Below are 14,186 nucleotides of genomic sequence, written 5' to 3' on the forward strand. Positions count from 1 at the left end.
AGCGATACGCACTTGGACGGGCGTCGGAGGCGCAGAGCGCCTGCCGAACTACAAGCCCTTATATCGCGGAGGGAATGGTTAGCCGAACCTTAATCGAACAGCTTTGAGACCGACTCTTCGTTGGCGATGCGCCGAATCGCCTCGCCCATCAGCGGAGCCACGGGCACGCGACGGATCTTCGAGCAGTTCAAAACTTCGTCAGGCTGTTCGATGGAGTCGGTGATCACCAGCTCCTTCAGCGGGCCGTTGGCGACGCGGTCGACCGCCGGACCCGACAGGACGCCGTGGCTGATGTAGGCCGAGACCTCGGTCGCGCCGCGGTCGATCAGCGCCTTGGCCGCGTTCACCAGGGTGCCGCCCGAATCGACGATGTCGTCGAACAGGATGCAGCGGCGGCCTTCGACGTCGCCGATGATGTTCATGACTTCGCTCTCGCCCGCCTTGGGGCGGCGCTTGTCGACGATGGCGAGGTCCGCGTTCAGGCGGCTGGCCAGCGAACGGGCGCGCACCACGCCGCCGACGTCGGGCGAGACGATCATCAGGTCGTCGCCCTTCGGATAGTGATCCTTGATGTCCTGGGCCAGGACGGGCGTCGCCACCAGATTGTCGGTCGGGATGTCGAAGAAGCCCTGAATCTGACCGGCGTGCAGGTCCATGGTCAGGACGCGGTCGGCGCCGGCGCGGGTGATCAGATTCGCCACCAGCTTGGCCGAGATCGGCGTGCGGCCGCCGGTCTTCCGATCCTGACGGGCGTAGCCGAAGTAGGGCATGACGGCCGTGATCCGCTTGGCCGAGGCGCGCACCAGCGCGTCGGTCATGATCAGCAGCTCCATCAGATTGTCGTTGGCCGGATACGAGGTCGACTGGATGATGAAGACATCCTCGCCGCGCACGTTCTCCTCGACGACGGCGAACACCTCATTGTCCGCGAAGCGCTTCACCTGGGCCTTGGTCAGCGGCATGTCCAGGTGGGCAGCGATGGCCTGGGCCAAGCTCCGGTTCGAATTGCCAGCAAGCAGCTTCATTGACCGGTCATCCTTTCGCCGTCATCGCTCCGCCAATAGTCGCGAATGCGTTTCTGGACGCGCTCTCTAGGCGGCGAACGGTGCGGCGTCCAGCCGTGTTCCGGACGTATCTTCGATTTCAGCCGATTGGCTTGGGCGCGGGCGCTGTTATAGAGGACGCATCCTGCTAACGAGGGCGCGTGTCGCGTGTCCGCGTCCCGAAGGCATCTTGATGAGGTCGCCCTTGCTCGCTTCGAAGTCTCGTACCGGCCTGACCCTGTTGACGGTCGCCGTCGCGGCCCTGTCGCTTTCCGCCTGCGCCGGCAACAAGCCGCGCCAGAAGCTGGCCTATGAGGAGCGTCCGGTCGAGGCCCTCTACAACACCGGCTATCAGCGCCTGCAGTCCAAGCGCTGGATGGACGCCGTCGACTACTTCCAGGAGGTGGAACGTCAGCACCCCTATTCGGAGTGGGCGCGTCGGGCGATCCTGATGCAGGTCTACGCCTATTATCAGAACAACAACTACCAGGACGCGATCGCGGCGGCTGACCGCTTCATCGCCCTGTTCCCCGGCAATCCGTCGGCCAGCTACGCCTTCTACATGAAGGCCGTCTGCAACTTCGAGCAGATCGTCGATGTGGGCCGGGACCAGGGTTACGCCGAAGCCGCCCTGGCGGGCCTGCGCGACGTGGTGCGCCGCTATCCCGGTTCGTCCTACGCCACCGATGCGCGGGTCAAGATCGACATGGTCAACGACCAGCTGGCCGGCAAGGAAATGACCGTGGGCCGTTACTACCAGCGCGCCAACCAGCCGCTGGGCGCGTTGAACCGCTACAAGGCCGTCATCAACAACCCCGACTTCCAGCGCACCTCGCACACGCCTGAGGCCCTGTATCGTCTGGTCGAGGTCAATCTGAGCCTGGGTCTGACGGAGGAGGCGACCCGCAACGCCGCCGTCCTGGGCCACAACTATCCGGGCAGCCCCTGGTATGCTGAGGCCTTCGCTCTGCTGCGCGAGCGCGGCGAGAACCCGACGGTCCAGCCTGAGGGCAAGCGCGAATCCTGGCTGCAACGCCTGATCCCCGGCGGCGCCTGATCCGGTCGCAGGGCAGAGGGCGCGGCGTGATTAAGGCGCTGCGTTCCTGTTCTGTTTCCGGCTAGGATGCGGCGAAACATCGAATCAGATCGCCCATGCTGACCACCCTCTCGATCCGCGACGTCGTCCTCGTCGACGCCCTTGACCTGGAGGTCGAGGACGGTCTGACCGTGCTGACCGGCGAGACGGGGGCGGGCAAGTCCATCATCCTCGACGCGCTGGGCCTGGCGCTGGGTGCGCGCTCAGACGCGGGGCTGGTGCGCAACGGCGCCAAGCAGGCCTCGGCCACGGCCGTCTTCACCGCGCCTGATGATGAGGCGCTGATCGCCTTGCTGTCCGAACGCGGCTTCGAGGTCGCGCCGGGCGAGGAGCTGATCCTGCGCCGGGTGGTGTCGGCCGACGGCCGCAGCCGGGCCTACGTCAACGACCAGCCCGCCGGGGTGACGGCCCTGCGCGAGATCGGCGCCCTGCTGGTCGAGGTGCACGGCCAGCATGAGACGGTCGGCCTGCTGGATTGGAAGACGCACCGCGCCCTGCTGGACAATTACGGCGGGCTGCAGCCGCAACTGGCGGGCGTGGCGAGGGCGGCCGAGCGGTTGAAGGCGGCGCAGGCCCATCTGGATGATCTGGAGGCCTCGGCCGCCGAGGCGGCGGCCAAGGCTGAGGAAATCGCGCAGAATCTGGCCGATCTCGACGCCCTGGATCCCAAGCCGGACGAAGAGACGGAACTGGCGGGCGAACGCGCCATCCTGGGCGCGGCGGAGAAGGCGGTGGCCGATCTGGCCGATGCGCGCAATCTGCTGGGCGGGGACAAGCTGNNCCTGCGCGCCGCCGCCCGCAAGCTGAACACGACGGTCGAGGCCCTGCCGGCGCTGCGGGTGCGCCTGCGCGAGCAACTGCGCCTGATCGAGGACGGCGAGGAAGCCCTGACCAAGGCCCGCCGCGACGTCGCCGCCGCGATCGAGGCCTATGATGTGGCGGCCCTGCTGCTGACCTCGGCGCGCGAGGCGGCGGGGGACCGGCTGGTCGCCGCCGTCATGGACGAACTGGGGCCGCTCAAGCTGGAGCGCGCTCGCTTCCGGGTGACGCTGGAGCCGGTCGAGGGGCGTCGCGGCCCGCTGGGCGTCGAGACGGTGCGGTTCGAGGTGGCGACCAACGCCGGTACCGCCTTCGGGCCGCTGGATACGGTGGCGTCGGGCGGGGAACTGGCGCGTTTCGCCCTGGCGATGAAGGCGGCGCTGGCCAGCCGCGAGGACCAGCGCCAGCCGGTCATGATCTTCGATGAGGTGGATCAGGGCGTTGGCGGCGCCGTGGCCGAGGCCGTCGGCGGGCGCCTGCAACGCCTGTCGCGCGGGGCGCAGGTGCTGGTCGTGACGCATAGCCCGCAGGTCGCGGCGCGCGGCCACGCCCACTGGAAGGTCCGCAAGGCCGATGTCGAGGGCCACACCCGCACCTCCATCGACGTGTTGGAGCAAGGCCCGCGTCAGGAAGAGATCGCGCGGATGCTCTCGGGCGCCGAGATCACCGATGAAGCGCGCGCGGCGGCGCGGGTGCTGATCGGCTGACTTCTTCCTTCTTCCTCAAGGGGAGAAGGAAGGCTTAGACCCCCAGGATCCAGCCTTCTTCACCCTCGACCTGGGCGATCAGGGTTTCGTCCGCGCCAGCGGGCGGGGCGAAGGCTTTCTGCAGGTCGCCGGCGTCGTCCATGCGGGCGAAGGCTTCGGCGGCGGCGCGGACCTGGGCTTGAGTCTTGTATTCCTTGACGCCATCGGCGCTGACGCCGCGCTTGGCCTCGAACATCAGGGGCCAGACTTCGACGACGACGGCCGACAGAGGCTCGATGTCGGCCTCGGTCAGTTCGCGCCAGCCGGTGCCGAAGGGCCAGACGGCGGCCGAGGCGCCCAGAGTGTCCAGCAGGCGGCGCAGCATGGGCACGCCGACCAGGGTGAGGCCGCCGATCGCGCCCGCGCCGTGCATCTGCCAGACGCTCTTGGGCGGCAGCTTGTCCTTGCGCGCGGCCAGTTCAGTGGCGCGGAACTCGGGGATGTCGGCGCCGGCGCCTTCGGGCGGCTTGGTCGTGGTCAGCCAGCGCTGGGCCTGACTGGCGGGCGCGCCCCAGAAGGGCCAGGGCTCGTCCGTCATCAGGCGGTTCATCTTGGCCGCGACCTGATAGCGGTTGTTCGAATTATCGGCCTTGTCGACGATGTTGGCGGCCAGGAACTTGCCCATGGCGTCCCACGGGCGGCCGTCCAGCTTCAGCCGCGCAGCGGTCCCCGCGGGGAAGCCGAAGTCGAAGTCAAAGCCCACCAGGACGCGGTCGCCGCGCTTGCGGTGTTCGGCCAGCAGGTCGGCGATCAGCTTTTCGCCCTCGGCGCGCGTCGCGACGTTGTGCGTCTCGGCATAGAGGCGGAAGCGCACGTCGCGTTTGGCGACGCCGATCCACAGGGTCTGTTCGCCCAGCTTCTTGCCTTCGGCGGCGGTCCAGTTGGCGATGATGTAGGCGTCGAAAAGGCGGGCCACGGGGGCTCCTGAAGAAAGAAGCGAAGAACAGGAACGGGGGCTTCTAGCCGCCCAGACTCAAGCCGTGAAGGGCGATCAGCGTTGCATCAAGGCTTCGACGTGCGACAACCAGCGGCGCCCCAGCCGCAGACCCTCGCCGGGAGAGCGGGTTCCGGTCGCCGTCTCGGCCTCTGAGGCGGGGGCGGTGCGCGATCCGTTCCACAGGGCCAGCTCGAACTCGGCGTTGTGCGGGTCGCTGAAGATCAACCGCATCACGACCAGTTCGGCGTCGGGCGCGTCGAGGTCGATTTCCTTGCGGTGTTGGCCGCGCAGGACGCGGGCGATCACATGGCCGTCGACGATGATCTCTGCGCCCAGCACTTCCTCGAAGGCGTAAACCAGCCCCATGGCGCCCCGGTTCCACAGGACCGCCAGCTGGCCGCCTGCGAGATCCAGCCCGGCGGCGCGGCCTTCATGGGCGGACAGGGCCAGGGTGTCGGCCGGGGCGCCCAGCGCCTTCTTCATCGCCCGCCGCAGTCGCCGCTCGGACTCCATCCACCAGGAAAACAGCAGGACGCCGGTGGTCAGGAAGGCGGCGATCAGGGCGATCAGCAGAATGGCCCTGAACGTGTCGCCCATGGATCAGGCCTCCAGATCCAGATCGACCACGACGGGAACGTGATCGCTGGGCTTTTCCATGTCTCGGGCGTCGCGGTGCGTCTCGATGGCGCGGAAGCGATCGGCGGCCTGGGGCGACAGCAGGGCGAAATCGATGCGGATGCCGTGGTTTCGCTGCCAGGCGCCCGCCTGATAGTCCCAGAAGGTGAAGGTTCCGGCCGGTTCGCGGCCCAGTTCGTGGGAATCGGCCAGACCCAGCCACTTCAGCGCGCGGAAGGCCTCGCGGCTTTCCGGCTGGAACAGGGCGTCTTCGGCCCAGGCGGCGGGGTTCTTGGCGTCCTCGGCCTCGGGGATGACGTTGTAGTCGCCGCACAGGGCCAGCGGCTCTTCCAGCGCCAGCAGCTCGCGCGCGTGGTTCTGAAGGCGTTGGAACCAGGCCAGCTTATAGGGGAATTTTTCGGTGCCCAGCGGGTTGCCGTTGGGCAGGTAGATGGAGGCGACGCGGATCGGGCGGGGCGCCTCGATCAGGGCCTCCAGATAGCGGGCCTGTTCGTCCGTATCGTCGCCCGGCAGGCCGCGCCGTACGTCCGACAGCGGGTATTTCGACAGCAGGGCGACGCCGTTGTAGCTCTTCTGGCCGTGCGTCTCGACGTTGTAGCCCAGGTCTTCGAAGGCCTCGCGCGGGAACTTTTCGTCCACGCATTTGATCTCCTGGAAGCAGGCGACGTCGGGGTTGGCGGCCTGAATCCACTCCAGCACCGTAGGCAGGCGGGCGTTGACCGAGTTCACGTTCCAGGTGGCGATGCGCATGGGACGCAAGGCTAAGGTGAGCCGCTTCGTTCGGGAAGAGGGGCGGGCAAAACAAAGACGCCGCCGGATCGCTCCGGCGGCGTCTGATTTTCAGCCTGAACTGAGGATCAGCTGTTCGGCGCAGCGGCCGGAGCCGTGGTCGTCAGCTTGCAGCCGCCGCCGACCTGCTGGGCGGTGGCGCAGGGGTAGACCTGCTGCACGGCCTTGGCCGTATCGAAGCGGACGATGACGCCGTCGGCGCCGTTGCAGGCGGCTTCATAGAAGGAGCCGTTGGCGTTCTTGCCCATGTAAAGGGCCTGGCTGACGTCGCAGGCGGCGGCTTCGGAACCGGTCAGCCAGCCCTTCAGCGTGGCGACCTGCTCGGCCGGCGTGGTGAAGCGGCACGAGGCGTTGGCCGAGGCCAGCTCCATGCAGGAGGAGATTTCCCAACCCGCGGCCGCCTTGTTGATCTGGGCGCCGTCAACGCCGGCGCAACCGATTTCATAGACCACGGCGCCGCCGGGTTTGGCGCCGATGATGGAGCCTTCGTCGACCGTACAGGCCAGGCCCGCTTCCTTGGCGAAGGCGGTCATGACGGCCATGGCGTTGTTATTGGCGGGCAGGCTGCACTGCGAACCGACGTCGGCGTTGGGGTCGCGAGCGCGCGCTTGTTCGGCCGAATAGGCCAGCACCATGCAGTCGGTGGCCTGCGGCGGCGTCGAGGTGAGCAGCAGGTAGCCGGGGCCGCTGGCGCAGGCGACTTCGTACAGCGACTCCTTGTTGGGCGACTGGCCCAGCAGGACAGACTCGCTGATCTGGCAGTTGGTGTTGGTGGCGGTCAGCACGCCCTGGGCGGCGGCCTGGACCTCTTCGGCGCTGGGCGGCTGGGGCGCGCGGGGCTGACGTTGACGACCACGCGAGGCGCGGCCGCCGCTGCTCTCGGTCACCTGAGGACCGTCGGGGTTTTGCGACGTGCGCTGGGCGAAAGAAGGGGTGGCGAGACCGGAGATGAGGACCGCCGCGCTCAGGGCGACGAAGGTGCGGGCATTGCGAGACACGGGGACGCTCCAAATGAACAGAGCGCTATCCCTGACCGCGCGGGCGACCTCGGTCAAGAATGGACGCCGTCGAAAAGCCGCTCTAAAAGGACGGTTGCAATTGGAGACGGACTTGGCTGACGGCGACACCCTGACAAGTTCCCGCACGGAACGCGGCCTGACTTACCCGTTTGAGGCCGTGCCTGTGGCGGGCGAAGCCATAGCGGTTGCGCCCGGCGTGCTGTGGCTGCGGTTGCCGCTGCCGATGGCGCTGAACCACATCAACCTCTACGCCATCGAGGACGGCGACGGTTGGGTCGTTATCGACGCCGGGCTGGCGACGGATGTTTCGCGTGAGGGCTGGACGAAGGCTCTGGCGGGCGTTCTGGGCGGTCGGCCGATCACGCGCGTCATCTGCACCCACATGCATCCCGATCACATTGGATTGGCGGGCTGGCTGTGCGAACGGTTCGACGCACCGTTGCTGATGTCGCGGACGGAGTATGTGACCGCGCGGATGCTGATCGCCGACGAGACCCTGGGGCCGCCGACGGGGGCCGAAGTCTTCTATCGGGCGGCGGGTTGGTCCGACGCGCAGATCACGCACTGGCGAGCCGGCTACGGCGGCTTCAGCCGCATGGTTCAGGATTTCCCGCGCGGTTATCGTCGGGTGCAGGACGACGATGTTCTGAGCATCGGCGGCGATGAATGGCGCGTGGTGATCGGCGAGGGACACAGTCCCGAACACGTCTGTCTGTGGCGCGAGAAGGACGGCGTCTTCATCGCGGGCGATCAGATCCTGCCGCGCATTTCCTCCAACATCTCGATCTGGCCGACGGAGCCTGAGGCCGATCCGCTGGGCGATTGGCTGCGGTCGCTGGCGGCGCTGAAGGACCGGCTGCCGGGCGATTTGCTGGTGCTGCCGTCGCACGGGGAGCCGTTTTACGGCGTGACCTTGCGGCTGGAGGCGCTGATGCGCGGGCATGAGGTGGCGCTGAAACGGCTGGAGAAGACGCTGCGGACGCCGTGCCGCGCCGTGGACGTGTTCGGCGCCCTGTTTGCCCGCCCGGTGGGCGACGCCGTGCTGGGCATGGCGACCGGCGAGGCGCTGGCGCATCTGAACTATCTTGAACGCCAGGGTCGGGTCCGCCGCGCGCGGGACGAGGACGGCGTCGACTGGTGGAGCCTTTTGGAGACAGGCCAATGAGCGAACATATCCGGACCCAACTGGACGGCGGCGTCCTGACGGTCGTCTTCGACCGCGCGGACAAGAAGAACGCCATCACCCAGGCCATGTACACGGCCCTGGCCGACGCGACCGAGAAGGCGAAAGCCGACGACGCCGTGCGCGTCATCTTGTTCCGCAGCGAGGGGGATTCCTTCTCGGCGGGTAATGACATCGCCGACTTCATCTCCCTGGGTCAGACGCCGGGCGACCTGGTCGAGATGGGGGTGTTCCGCTTCCTGAAGGCGCTGGCGGATCTGGACAAGCCTGCGGTGGCGGCGGTGCGCGGCCGGGCGGTGGGCATCGGCCTGACGCTGCTGCTGCATTGCGACATGGTGGTAGTGGCCGAGGACGCCCTGCTGTCCGTACCCTTCGTCAACCTGGCCCTGGCGCCCGAGGCCGCGTCTTCGCTGCTGCTGGGCGCCAATATCGGCCACCAGCGCGCCTTTGAATTGTTCGCCCTGGGAGAGGCGATCGACGGCAGGACGGCGCTGGCCTGGGGCCTGGCCAACCGCGCGGTTCCGGCCGACCAGGTCGAGGCGACGGCGGCCGACCTGGCGGCCAAGCTGGCGGCGCGGGCACCCAACTCCATCCGCAAGACCAAGGCGTTGATGCGCAACGCGGAGCTGTTGTGGACGGTGATGCAGCGCGAGGCCAAGGCCTTTGGTTCGCAGATGCGCAGCCCCGAGGCGATGGAGGCCTTCATGGCCTTCAGCCAGAAGCGGGCGCCGGACTTTTCCAAACTGGGCTGATGTCGCGAAATCGCGATTGATTCGAGGGGCGCGGGGGACTAGGGGCCGCGCATGAACGCCGCGCCCGCCTCCGCCCCTGAAAACGACCTGCAGACTGCGGGGGCGATCACGCGTGAGACGACGGCCGACGCGGCCGCCGTCGACGCCCTGGTCATCGCCGCCTTCGGTCCCGGCCGCTTCGCCAAGACGGCCGAGCGTCTGCGCGAGCGCGCGCCGCTGGCGGCGGGGTTCTGCCTGTATGAAGGCGGGCGTCTGATCGGCTCGGTGCGGCTGTGGTCGATCCTGACCGGCGAGGCGCGTTCGGTCTTTCTGGGGCCGATCGCCGTGGACAAGGCCAGCCGCAGCACCGGGCTGGGCGGCGAAATGGTGCGGGCCTGTATCGCAGAGGCGAAGGCCCTGGGGCTGGACGGCGTCCTGCTGGTCGGCGATCCTCCCTATTTCTCGCGTTTCGGGTTCGTGCCTGCGCCCGACGCCGTGCTGCCGGGGCCGGTGGATCAGCGGCGGGTGATGTGGCTGCCCTTCACCGCAGCGGCGCCGGTTGGAGCGGTTCGCCCCGACGTCTGAGCCGGGCGCAGCCTTCCTTTGCGAGGCGACGCATCCCATAGTTCGGATATGACGAACCCACCGACATCTTCGGGTCTGACAGGCGTGGCCGAGGCTGCGCGGCAGGCGCCGGGGCGTGGCCTGCCGCCGGTGCATCTGTGGCATCCTGAGCATTGCGGCGAAATCGACATCCTGATCCGCGCCGATGGCGTGTGGATGCATGAGGGCTCGCCCATTGGTCGGGCCGAACTGGTGCGGTTGTTCTCGACGGTGCTGAGGAATGACCCGGACGGCTATCATCTGGTCACGCCGGTCGAGAAGCTGAAGATCGCGGTCGAAGACCTGCCGTTCCGCGCCGTGGCGGTGCGTGAGGAAGGCGACGCCCTGGTCTTCACCACGGATCAGGGCGATGAGGCCGCCGCAGGCCCCGACCACGCCATCGTCGTCGAGACGGACGCGGCGACTGGCGAGCCTGCGCCGCGCGTCCATGTGCGGGGCGACCTGTGGGCGCGGATCGCGCGGCCGGTCTTCTATGAACTGGTCGAGCGGGCGCAGGAGGCGGACGGGCGCCTGGCCGTGCGGTCGGGCGGCGTGACGTTTCCGCTGGGACCGGAAGGGGCGGGCCTGTGACGTGCAACAGCTTGAAGGCGCGCCTTCAGGCGCGGCTGGACCCGGTGTCCGACTGGTCGCCGGAGCGTGTGGCGGTGCGGTCCGACTATGACCTGAACCCCGATTTCAGCCGCCCGAAGGTCAAGCTGAGGCCGGCGGCGGTGCTGATCCCCATCATCGCGCGTGACGATGGTCCCAGCGTGCTGCTGACCCGGCGATCCGACAGTCTGGCCAGCCATACGGGGCAGATCGCCTTTGCGGGCGGGCGGCTCGATCCCGGCGAGACAGCGCTGGACGCGGCCCTGCGCGAGGCATGGGAGGAGATCGCGTTGGACCCTGCCGTGGTCGAACCTCTGGGACTGGGCGATCCCTATGAGACGGGCACCGGCTTTTTGGTGACGCCGGTGGTGGGCTGGCTGACGGCGCCGCCGGTCGTCACCGCCTCGCCCGCCGAGGTGGCTGAGGTGTTCGAGGCGCCGTGGGACTTCCTGATGGACCCGGTGAACCATCGCCGTGACTATTATGATCAGGAGAACGGGCCGCGCCGCTGGTTCTGGGCCATGCCCTATCGCGAGCGCTACATCTGGGGCGCGACGGCGGGTATTCTGAAGGGGCTGTTCAACCGGCTCTATGGCGAAGAGGCTGCGCCGCATCAGGCCGCCGAGGCCGATGCGACCGAGAGCGTCGAATGAGCCGTGTCCTTGAGGGGCAGGACTGGCTGACGTCCAGCGCCACACGCGCGGTGATGGCGGCGTTGGCGGCGGCGGGCGGGGCGGACTGCGCCCGCTTCGTCGGCGGCTGCGTGCGCAACGCCGTCCTGGGCGCGTCGATCGACGACGTGGACATCGCCACCATCCTGACGCCCGAGGCGGTGGTCAGGGCGCTGAGGGCGGCGGGCCTGAAGAGCGTGCCGACGGGCATGGAGCACGGCACGGTGACGGCCATATCGGAGCGCCAGCCGTTCGAGATCACTACCCTGCGCCGGGACGTCTCGACCGACGGGCGCCGCGCCACCGTCGCCTTCACCGACGATTGGGCCGAGGATGCGGCGCGGCGGGATTTCCGCCTGAACGCCCTCTATGCCGATGCGGACGGGTTGATCCTCGACCCGACCGGCGCGGGGTATGAGGACGCCCTGGCCGGACGGATCGTCTTCGTCGGCGAGCCGGAGCAGCGCATCCGCGAGGACTATCTGCGTATCCTGCGCTTCTATCGCTTCTTCGCCTGGTATGGGCGCGGCGCGCCGGATGCGGCGGCGGTGGAAGCCTGCGCGGCTCTGGCGAAGGGCGTGGAGCAACTGTCGGCCGAGCGGGTGTCGAAGGAACTTCTAAAGCTGCTGGCCGCGCCCGATCCGCGCGCGGCGGTGGGGCTGATGGATGAGGCGGGCGTGCTGGGGCGGCTGGCGCCGCAGCCGGAACGTCTGACGCTGTTCGAGGCGATGGTTGAGGTCAGTGCGGACCCGGTGCTGCGTCTGTCGGCCCTGTTGCCGCATGATGCAGAGGCCGTGCGCGCGGCGGCGCTGAAGCTGCGGCTGTCGAACGCGCAGCGGGACCGGCTGGTCGAGGCGGTCGCCGAACGCATTGACCCGGAAATGAGCGAAGTCGAGGCGCGCGCCGTCCTCTGGCGCGCCGGGCGTCAGGCGGTGGAGGATCGGCTTTATCGCGCGTGGGCGGCGGGCGCGGACGCCGGGGCGGTGCGACGTCTGCTGGCGCTGGCGGCGGACTGGACGCCGCCAAAGCTGCCGGTGGGGGGCAAGGATCTGGCGCGGCTGGGCCTGTCTCCGGGGCCGGAGACGGGGCGGTTGCTCAAGGCTTTCGAGCAGAGCTGGATCGCCGACGACTTCCCCGACCATGGGCACGAAGCGCGGCTGAAGGCTCTTATGGCTCGGCCCGGCTGAGGCGCACGATCACCGGGCGGTGGTCCGAGCCTGTCTTCTGGCCCAGCCGTCGCTCGACCAGCGCCAGATCGGGCGAGCGCCAGACGTGGTCGATGGTGATGCCGAGGGAGGCGGGCAGGGCCGAGGGCCAGGTGCCCGGCCGGGCGGGGGCGGGGATCAGGCCCGTCTCGGCCTTGATCTGACGGCCGATGCGGCCGCTTGAGATGCTGTTGAAGTCGCCCGCCACGACGACCGAGCCTTCCAGTCCGGCGCGCAGTCCGGCTAGGCGTTGCGCCTGACTGATCTGGCCGTAGGGATGCTGGAAGGGCCAGGGCCGCGTCATGTGGACGGCGATCAGGCTGACCGGCCCCAGCGGCGTCTCGGCCCGGGCGACCAGGGCGGCCAGGCCCTGACCGTCGGCGTCGCGCACTCGATGCAGCGGCAGGCGCGAGGCGATCACCGAACGCGCGGCGCCGCTGGGCCGCTCCTTGCGCGGCGTGCTGACCCGGTGCGGATAGGCGGCCAGGATCGTGTCTAGTTGCGCGGCCGGGGCGTCGCCCAGTTCGATCAGCATGACGACATCGGCGTCGGCCTGTTCGATGGAACGGGTGATGGCCGCCACATCCTGATTTCGCGCCCACAGGTTTGCGGAATAGATGGTCAGGGTTTCGGGTCCGGCGGGGCGGCCTTTCTCAGGCGCCCACTGGGGCCAGACGGCCAAAAACAGCAGTCCCGCCGCGCCTGCGCCCAACGCCGCCATGTCCCACAGGCGAAGCAGCAGGAAGAGGCCGCACAGCACGACCGTCGCGACCAGGGCGGGCGCGGTGAACTGGGTCAGCAGGTCGGGCAGGCGGTGGCCGATGCGGCTGAGCGCCGAGACGGCGACGAGGCCGGGCGGCGCCAGCAGGGCCAGGGCGGCCAGCCGCATCAGGGCCTGGGTCAGGGTCATGCAGCGACCTTTGAAGAAAGCGTGTGGGCGCCCCGGTTAGCGCGTCGGCGCGGCGCCTGTCGAGCGGGGCGTCATGCGTCCAAATGCGCGGGCGGGGCGCGTGTCAATAGCGCGTCCGACGCGGCCAATCCCAGAAAATTCCCGACTTTGGCGCTGTCTGGAGTGGATCGGTGCGCCGGGGTTCGGGGCCTGAGCAGACTGCGGTCTCAACCTTTGGAGACCGCTCATGAGCGATGACGCCAGCGCGCGGCTGGGCCTGCCTTATCTGGCGGCCGGACAGTTGCAGAAACACGTGACCTTGAACGAGGCCCTGACCCGTCTGGACGCCCTGATCCAGACGGCGGTGGTCAGCCGCACCACGACGCAGCAGCCTGCCGATCCGGCCGAGGGCGCGCTCCACATCCTGCCGGGGGCGGCGACGGGCGCGGACTGGGCGACGCATCCGGCAGGTAGTCTGCTGCGGCATGAGCGGGGCGGCTGGCTGCCGGTTCCTGCGCCGGACGGTCTGCTGGCCGTGGTGCTGGACAGCGAGGAGATACTGGTCCGCCGCGAAGGCGTCTGGACGCCCCTGTCCTTCGGCCTGCCCGAAGAAATCCAGCAGATCACCCGTCTGGGCGTGAACACCACGGCGGACGCGACGAACGTCGTCGCCGTGCGGGCCAACAAGGCGCTGTGGACCGCGCTGGAAAGCGAGAGCGGTGGCGATGGCGATCTGCGCTTCACCTTCAACAAGCAGACGGCGGGCGATGTCCTGTCCCTATTGTTCCAGAGCGGCTGGGGCGGGCGGGCTGAGTTAGGTCTGGTCGGCGACGACGACCTGCGGCTGAAGGTCAGCCCCGACGGCGGCGCCTGGCGCGAGGCGCTGCGGATCGATCGCAGCACCGGCCGCGCCTGGTTCGGTCTGGGCGCAACGCGGCGCGAGACGACGGTGCTGACGACCTCTGGAAGCTGGACCCCGCCGAACTGGGCGCGCTGGGTCGAGGTCGTCTGCCTGGGCGGCGGCGGAGGCGGGGGCGCTGGAGGGATCGGCGCGTCTGGAACGTTTCGGTACGGCGGCGGGGGCGGCGGTGCGGGCGGCGTCATGACGGCGCATTGGGCGGCCGAGGCGTTGGTCGCGGGCGTGACGGTCACGGTGGGCGCAGGCGGCGCGGGCGGCGTCGGTACGAGCGTTGCGGGCGCTCAGGGCGAG

15 protein-coding genes are annotated in these 14,186 nt (G+C 68.9%); 9 read left to right on the forward strand and 6 right to left on the reverse strand.

The window, feature by feature from the left end; translation table 11 throughout:
• Window positions 1-89: 89 nt before the first annotated feature.
• Window positions 90-1,025: a ribose-phosphate pyrophosphokinase gene (locus B2Y21_RS00295; RefSeq protein ID WP_200168837.1), complete on the reverse strand. Its 936-nt coding sequence runs from the start codon at window positions 1,023-1,025 to the stop codon at window positions 90-92.
• A gap of 211 nt (window positions 1,026-1,236) precedes the next feature.
• Here B2Y21_RS00295 and B2Y21_RS00300 point away from each other — a divergent pair, with 211 nt between their 5' ends.
• A complete protein-coding gene (locus B2Y21_RS00300) occupies window positions 1,237-2,100 on the forward strand; it encodes an outer membrane protein assembly factor BamD (protein WP_003165550.1) in 864 nt (287 codons plus the stop codon).
• Window positions 2,101-2,195: 95 nt separating this feature from the next.
• Window positions 2,196-3,665: a DNA repair protein RecN gene (locus B2Y21_RS00305; RefSeq protein ID WP_292055830.1), complete on the forward strand. Its 1,470-nt coding sequence runs from the start codon at window positions 2,196-2,198 to the stop codon at window positions 3,663-3,665.
• 34 nt (window positions 3,666-3,699) lie between these two features.
• Here B2Y21_RS00305 and B2Y21_RS00310 read toward each other — a convergent pair whose 3' ends face one another.
• The 4 genes from B2Y21_RS00310 to B2Y21_RS00325 all read right to left on the reverse strand — a co-directional run bounded on the left by B2Y21_RS00310 (window position 3,700) and on the right by B2Y21_RS00325 (window position 7,064).
• On the reverse strand, window positions 3,700-4,620 hold the full coding sequence (locus B2Y21_RS00310) for a cobalamin biosynthesis protein CbiG (RefSeq protein ID WP_292055832.1): 921 nt from the start codon (window positions 4,618-4,620) through the stop codon (window positions 3,700-3,702).
• Between the two features lie 75 nt (window positions 4,621-4,695).
• Window positions 4,696-5,238 (reverse strand): hypothetical protein, encoded by a 543-nt coding sequence (locus tag B2Y21_RS00315; RefSeq protein WP_292055834.1) that lies wholly within the window; start codon window positions 5,236-5,238, stop codon window positions 4,696-4,698.
• Between the two features lie 3 nt (window positions 5,239-5,241).
• Window positions 5,242-6,027 (reverse strand): exodeoxyribonuclease III, encoded by a 786-nt coding sequence (xth, locus tag B2Y21_RS00320; protein WP_292055836.1) that lies wholly within the window; start codon window positions 6,025-6,027, stop codon window positions 5,242-5,244.
• 107 nt (window positions 6,028-6,134) lie between these two features.
• Window positions 6,135-7,064 carry a hypothetical protein gene (locus B2Y21_RS00325; RefSeq protein ID WP_292055839.1) on the reverse strand — a complete coding sequence of 310 codons (930 nt, stop codon included), beginning with the start codon at window positions 7,062-7,064 and terminating at the stop codon, window positions 6,135-6,137.
• Window positions 7,065-7,176: 112 nt separating this feature from the next.
• On the opposite strand from B2Y21_RS00325, the gene B2Y21_RS00330 reads away from it, so the two are divergent.
• The 6 genes from B2Y21_RS00330 to B2Y21_RS00355 are packed head-to-tail and all read left to right on the forward strand — an operon-like array spanning window position 7,177 to window position 12,069.
• On the forward strand, window positions 7,177-8,250 hold the full coding sequence (locus tag B2Y21_RS00330) for an MBL fold metallo-hydrolase (protein WP_292055841.1): 1,074 nt from the start codon (window positions 7,177-7,179) through the stop codon (window positions 8,248-8,250).
• Window positions 8,247-9,020, forward strand: a complete 774-nt coding sequence (locus B2Y21_RS00335) for an enoyl-CoA hydratase (protein WP_292055843.1) — start codon at window positions 8,247-8,249, stop codon at window positions 9,018-9,020. The genes B2Y21_RS00330 and B2Y21_RS00335 overlap by 4 nt, the downstream gene beginning before the upstream one ends.
• A gap of 51 nt (window positions 9,021-9,071) precedes the next feature.
• Complete coding sequence (locus B2Y21_RS00340; RefSeq protein ID WP_292055845.1) at window positions 9,072-9,584, forward strand: GNAT family N-acetyltransferase; 513 nt, start codon at window positions 9,072-9,074, stop codon at window positions 9,582-9,584.
• Between the two features lie 48 nt (window positions 9,585-9,632).
• Complete coding sequence (locus tag B2Y21_RS00345) at window positions 9,633-10,193, forward strand: DUF1285 domain-containing protein (RefSeq protein WP_292055846.1); 561 nt, start codon at window positions 9,633-9,635, stop codon at window positions 10,191-10,193.
• Window positions 10,190-10,864: a CoA pyrophosphatase gene (locus B2Y21_RS00350; RefSeq protein ID WP_292055847.1), complete on the forward strand. Its 675-nt coding sequence runs from the start codon at window positions 10,190-10,192 to the stop codon at window positions 10,862-10,864. The genes B2Y21_RS00345 and B2Y21_RS00350 overlap by 4 nt, the downstream gene beginning before the upstream one ends.
• Entirely contained in the window at window positions 10,861-12,069 is a 1,209-nt protein-coding gene (locus B2Y21_RS00355) for a CCA tRNA nucleotidyltransferase (RefSeq protein WP_292055850.1), read from the forward strand. Before B2Y21_RS00350 ends, B2Y21_RS00355 begins: the two co-directional genes overlap by 4 nt.
• Here the strand turns inward: B2Y21_RS00355 and B2Y21_RS00360 are convergent.
• Entirely contained in the window at window positions 12,050-12,997 is a 948-nt protein-coding gene (locus B2Y21_RS00360; protein WP_292055851.1) for an endonuclease/exonuclease/phosphatase family protein, read from the reverse strand. The genes B2Y21_RS00355 and B2Y21_RS00360 overlap by 20 nt on opposite strands.
• A 226-nt stretch (window positions 12,998-13,223) precedes the next feature.
• Here B2Y21_RS00360 and B2Y21_RS00365 point away from each other — a divergent pair.
• Window positions 13,224-14,186 (forward strand): DUF2793 domain-containing protein (locus tag B2Y21_RS00365; RefSeq protein WP_292055853.1); only part of this gene is annotated, 963 nt, incomplete at its 3' end.

It is taken from the genome of Brevundimonas sp. UBA5936 (assembly GCA_002430835.1).
Classification (GTDB): Bacteria; Pseudomonadota; Alphaproteobacteria; order Caulobacterales; family Caulobacteraceae; genus Brevundimonas.

What these genes read in the sequence shown, in the direction of transcription:
- B2Y21_RS00295 (WP_200168837.1), bottom strand. Translation starts at nt 1,025, where the DNA reads ATGAAGCTGCTTGCTGGCAATTCGAACCGGAGCTTGGCCCAGGCCATC.
- B2Y21_RS00300 (WP_003165550.1), top strand. Translation starts at nt 1,237, where the DNA reads ATGAGGTCGCCCTTGCTCGCTTCGAAGTCTCGTACCGGCCTGACCCTG.
- B2Y21_RS00315 (WP_292055834.1), bottom strand. Translation starts at nt 5,238, where the DNA reads ATGGGCGACACGTTCAGGGCCATTCTGCTGATCGCCCTGATCGCCGCC.
- xth (WP_292055836.1), bottom strand. Translation starts at nt 6,027, where the DNA reads ATGCGCATCGCCACCTGGAACGTGAACTCGGTCAACGCCCGCCTGCCT.
- B2Y21_RS00335 (WP_292055843.1), top strand. Translation starts at nt 8,247, where the DNA reads ATGAGCGAACATATCCGGACCCAACTGGACGGCGGCGTCCTGACGGTC.
- B2Y21_RS00340 (WP_292055845.1), top strand. Translation starts at nt 9,072, where the DNA reads ATGAACGCCGCGCCCGCCTCCGCCCCTGAAAACGACCTGCAGACTGCG.
- B2Y21_RS00345 (WP_292055846.1), top strand. Translation starts at nt 9,633, where the DNA reads ATGACGAACCCACCGACATCTTCGGGTCTGACAGGCGTGGCCGAGGCT.
- B2Y21_RS00355 (WP_292055850.1), top strand. Translation starts at nt 10,861, where the DNA reads ATGAGCCGTGTCCTTGAGGGGCAGGACTGGCTGACGTCCAGCGCCACA.
- B2Y21_RS00360 (WP_292055851.1), bottom strand. Translation starts at nt 12,997, where the DNA reads ATGACCCTGACCCAGGCCCTGATGCGGCTGGCCGCCCTGGCCCTGCTG.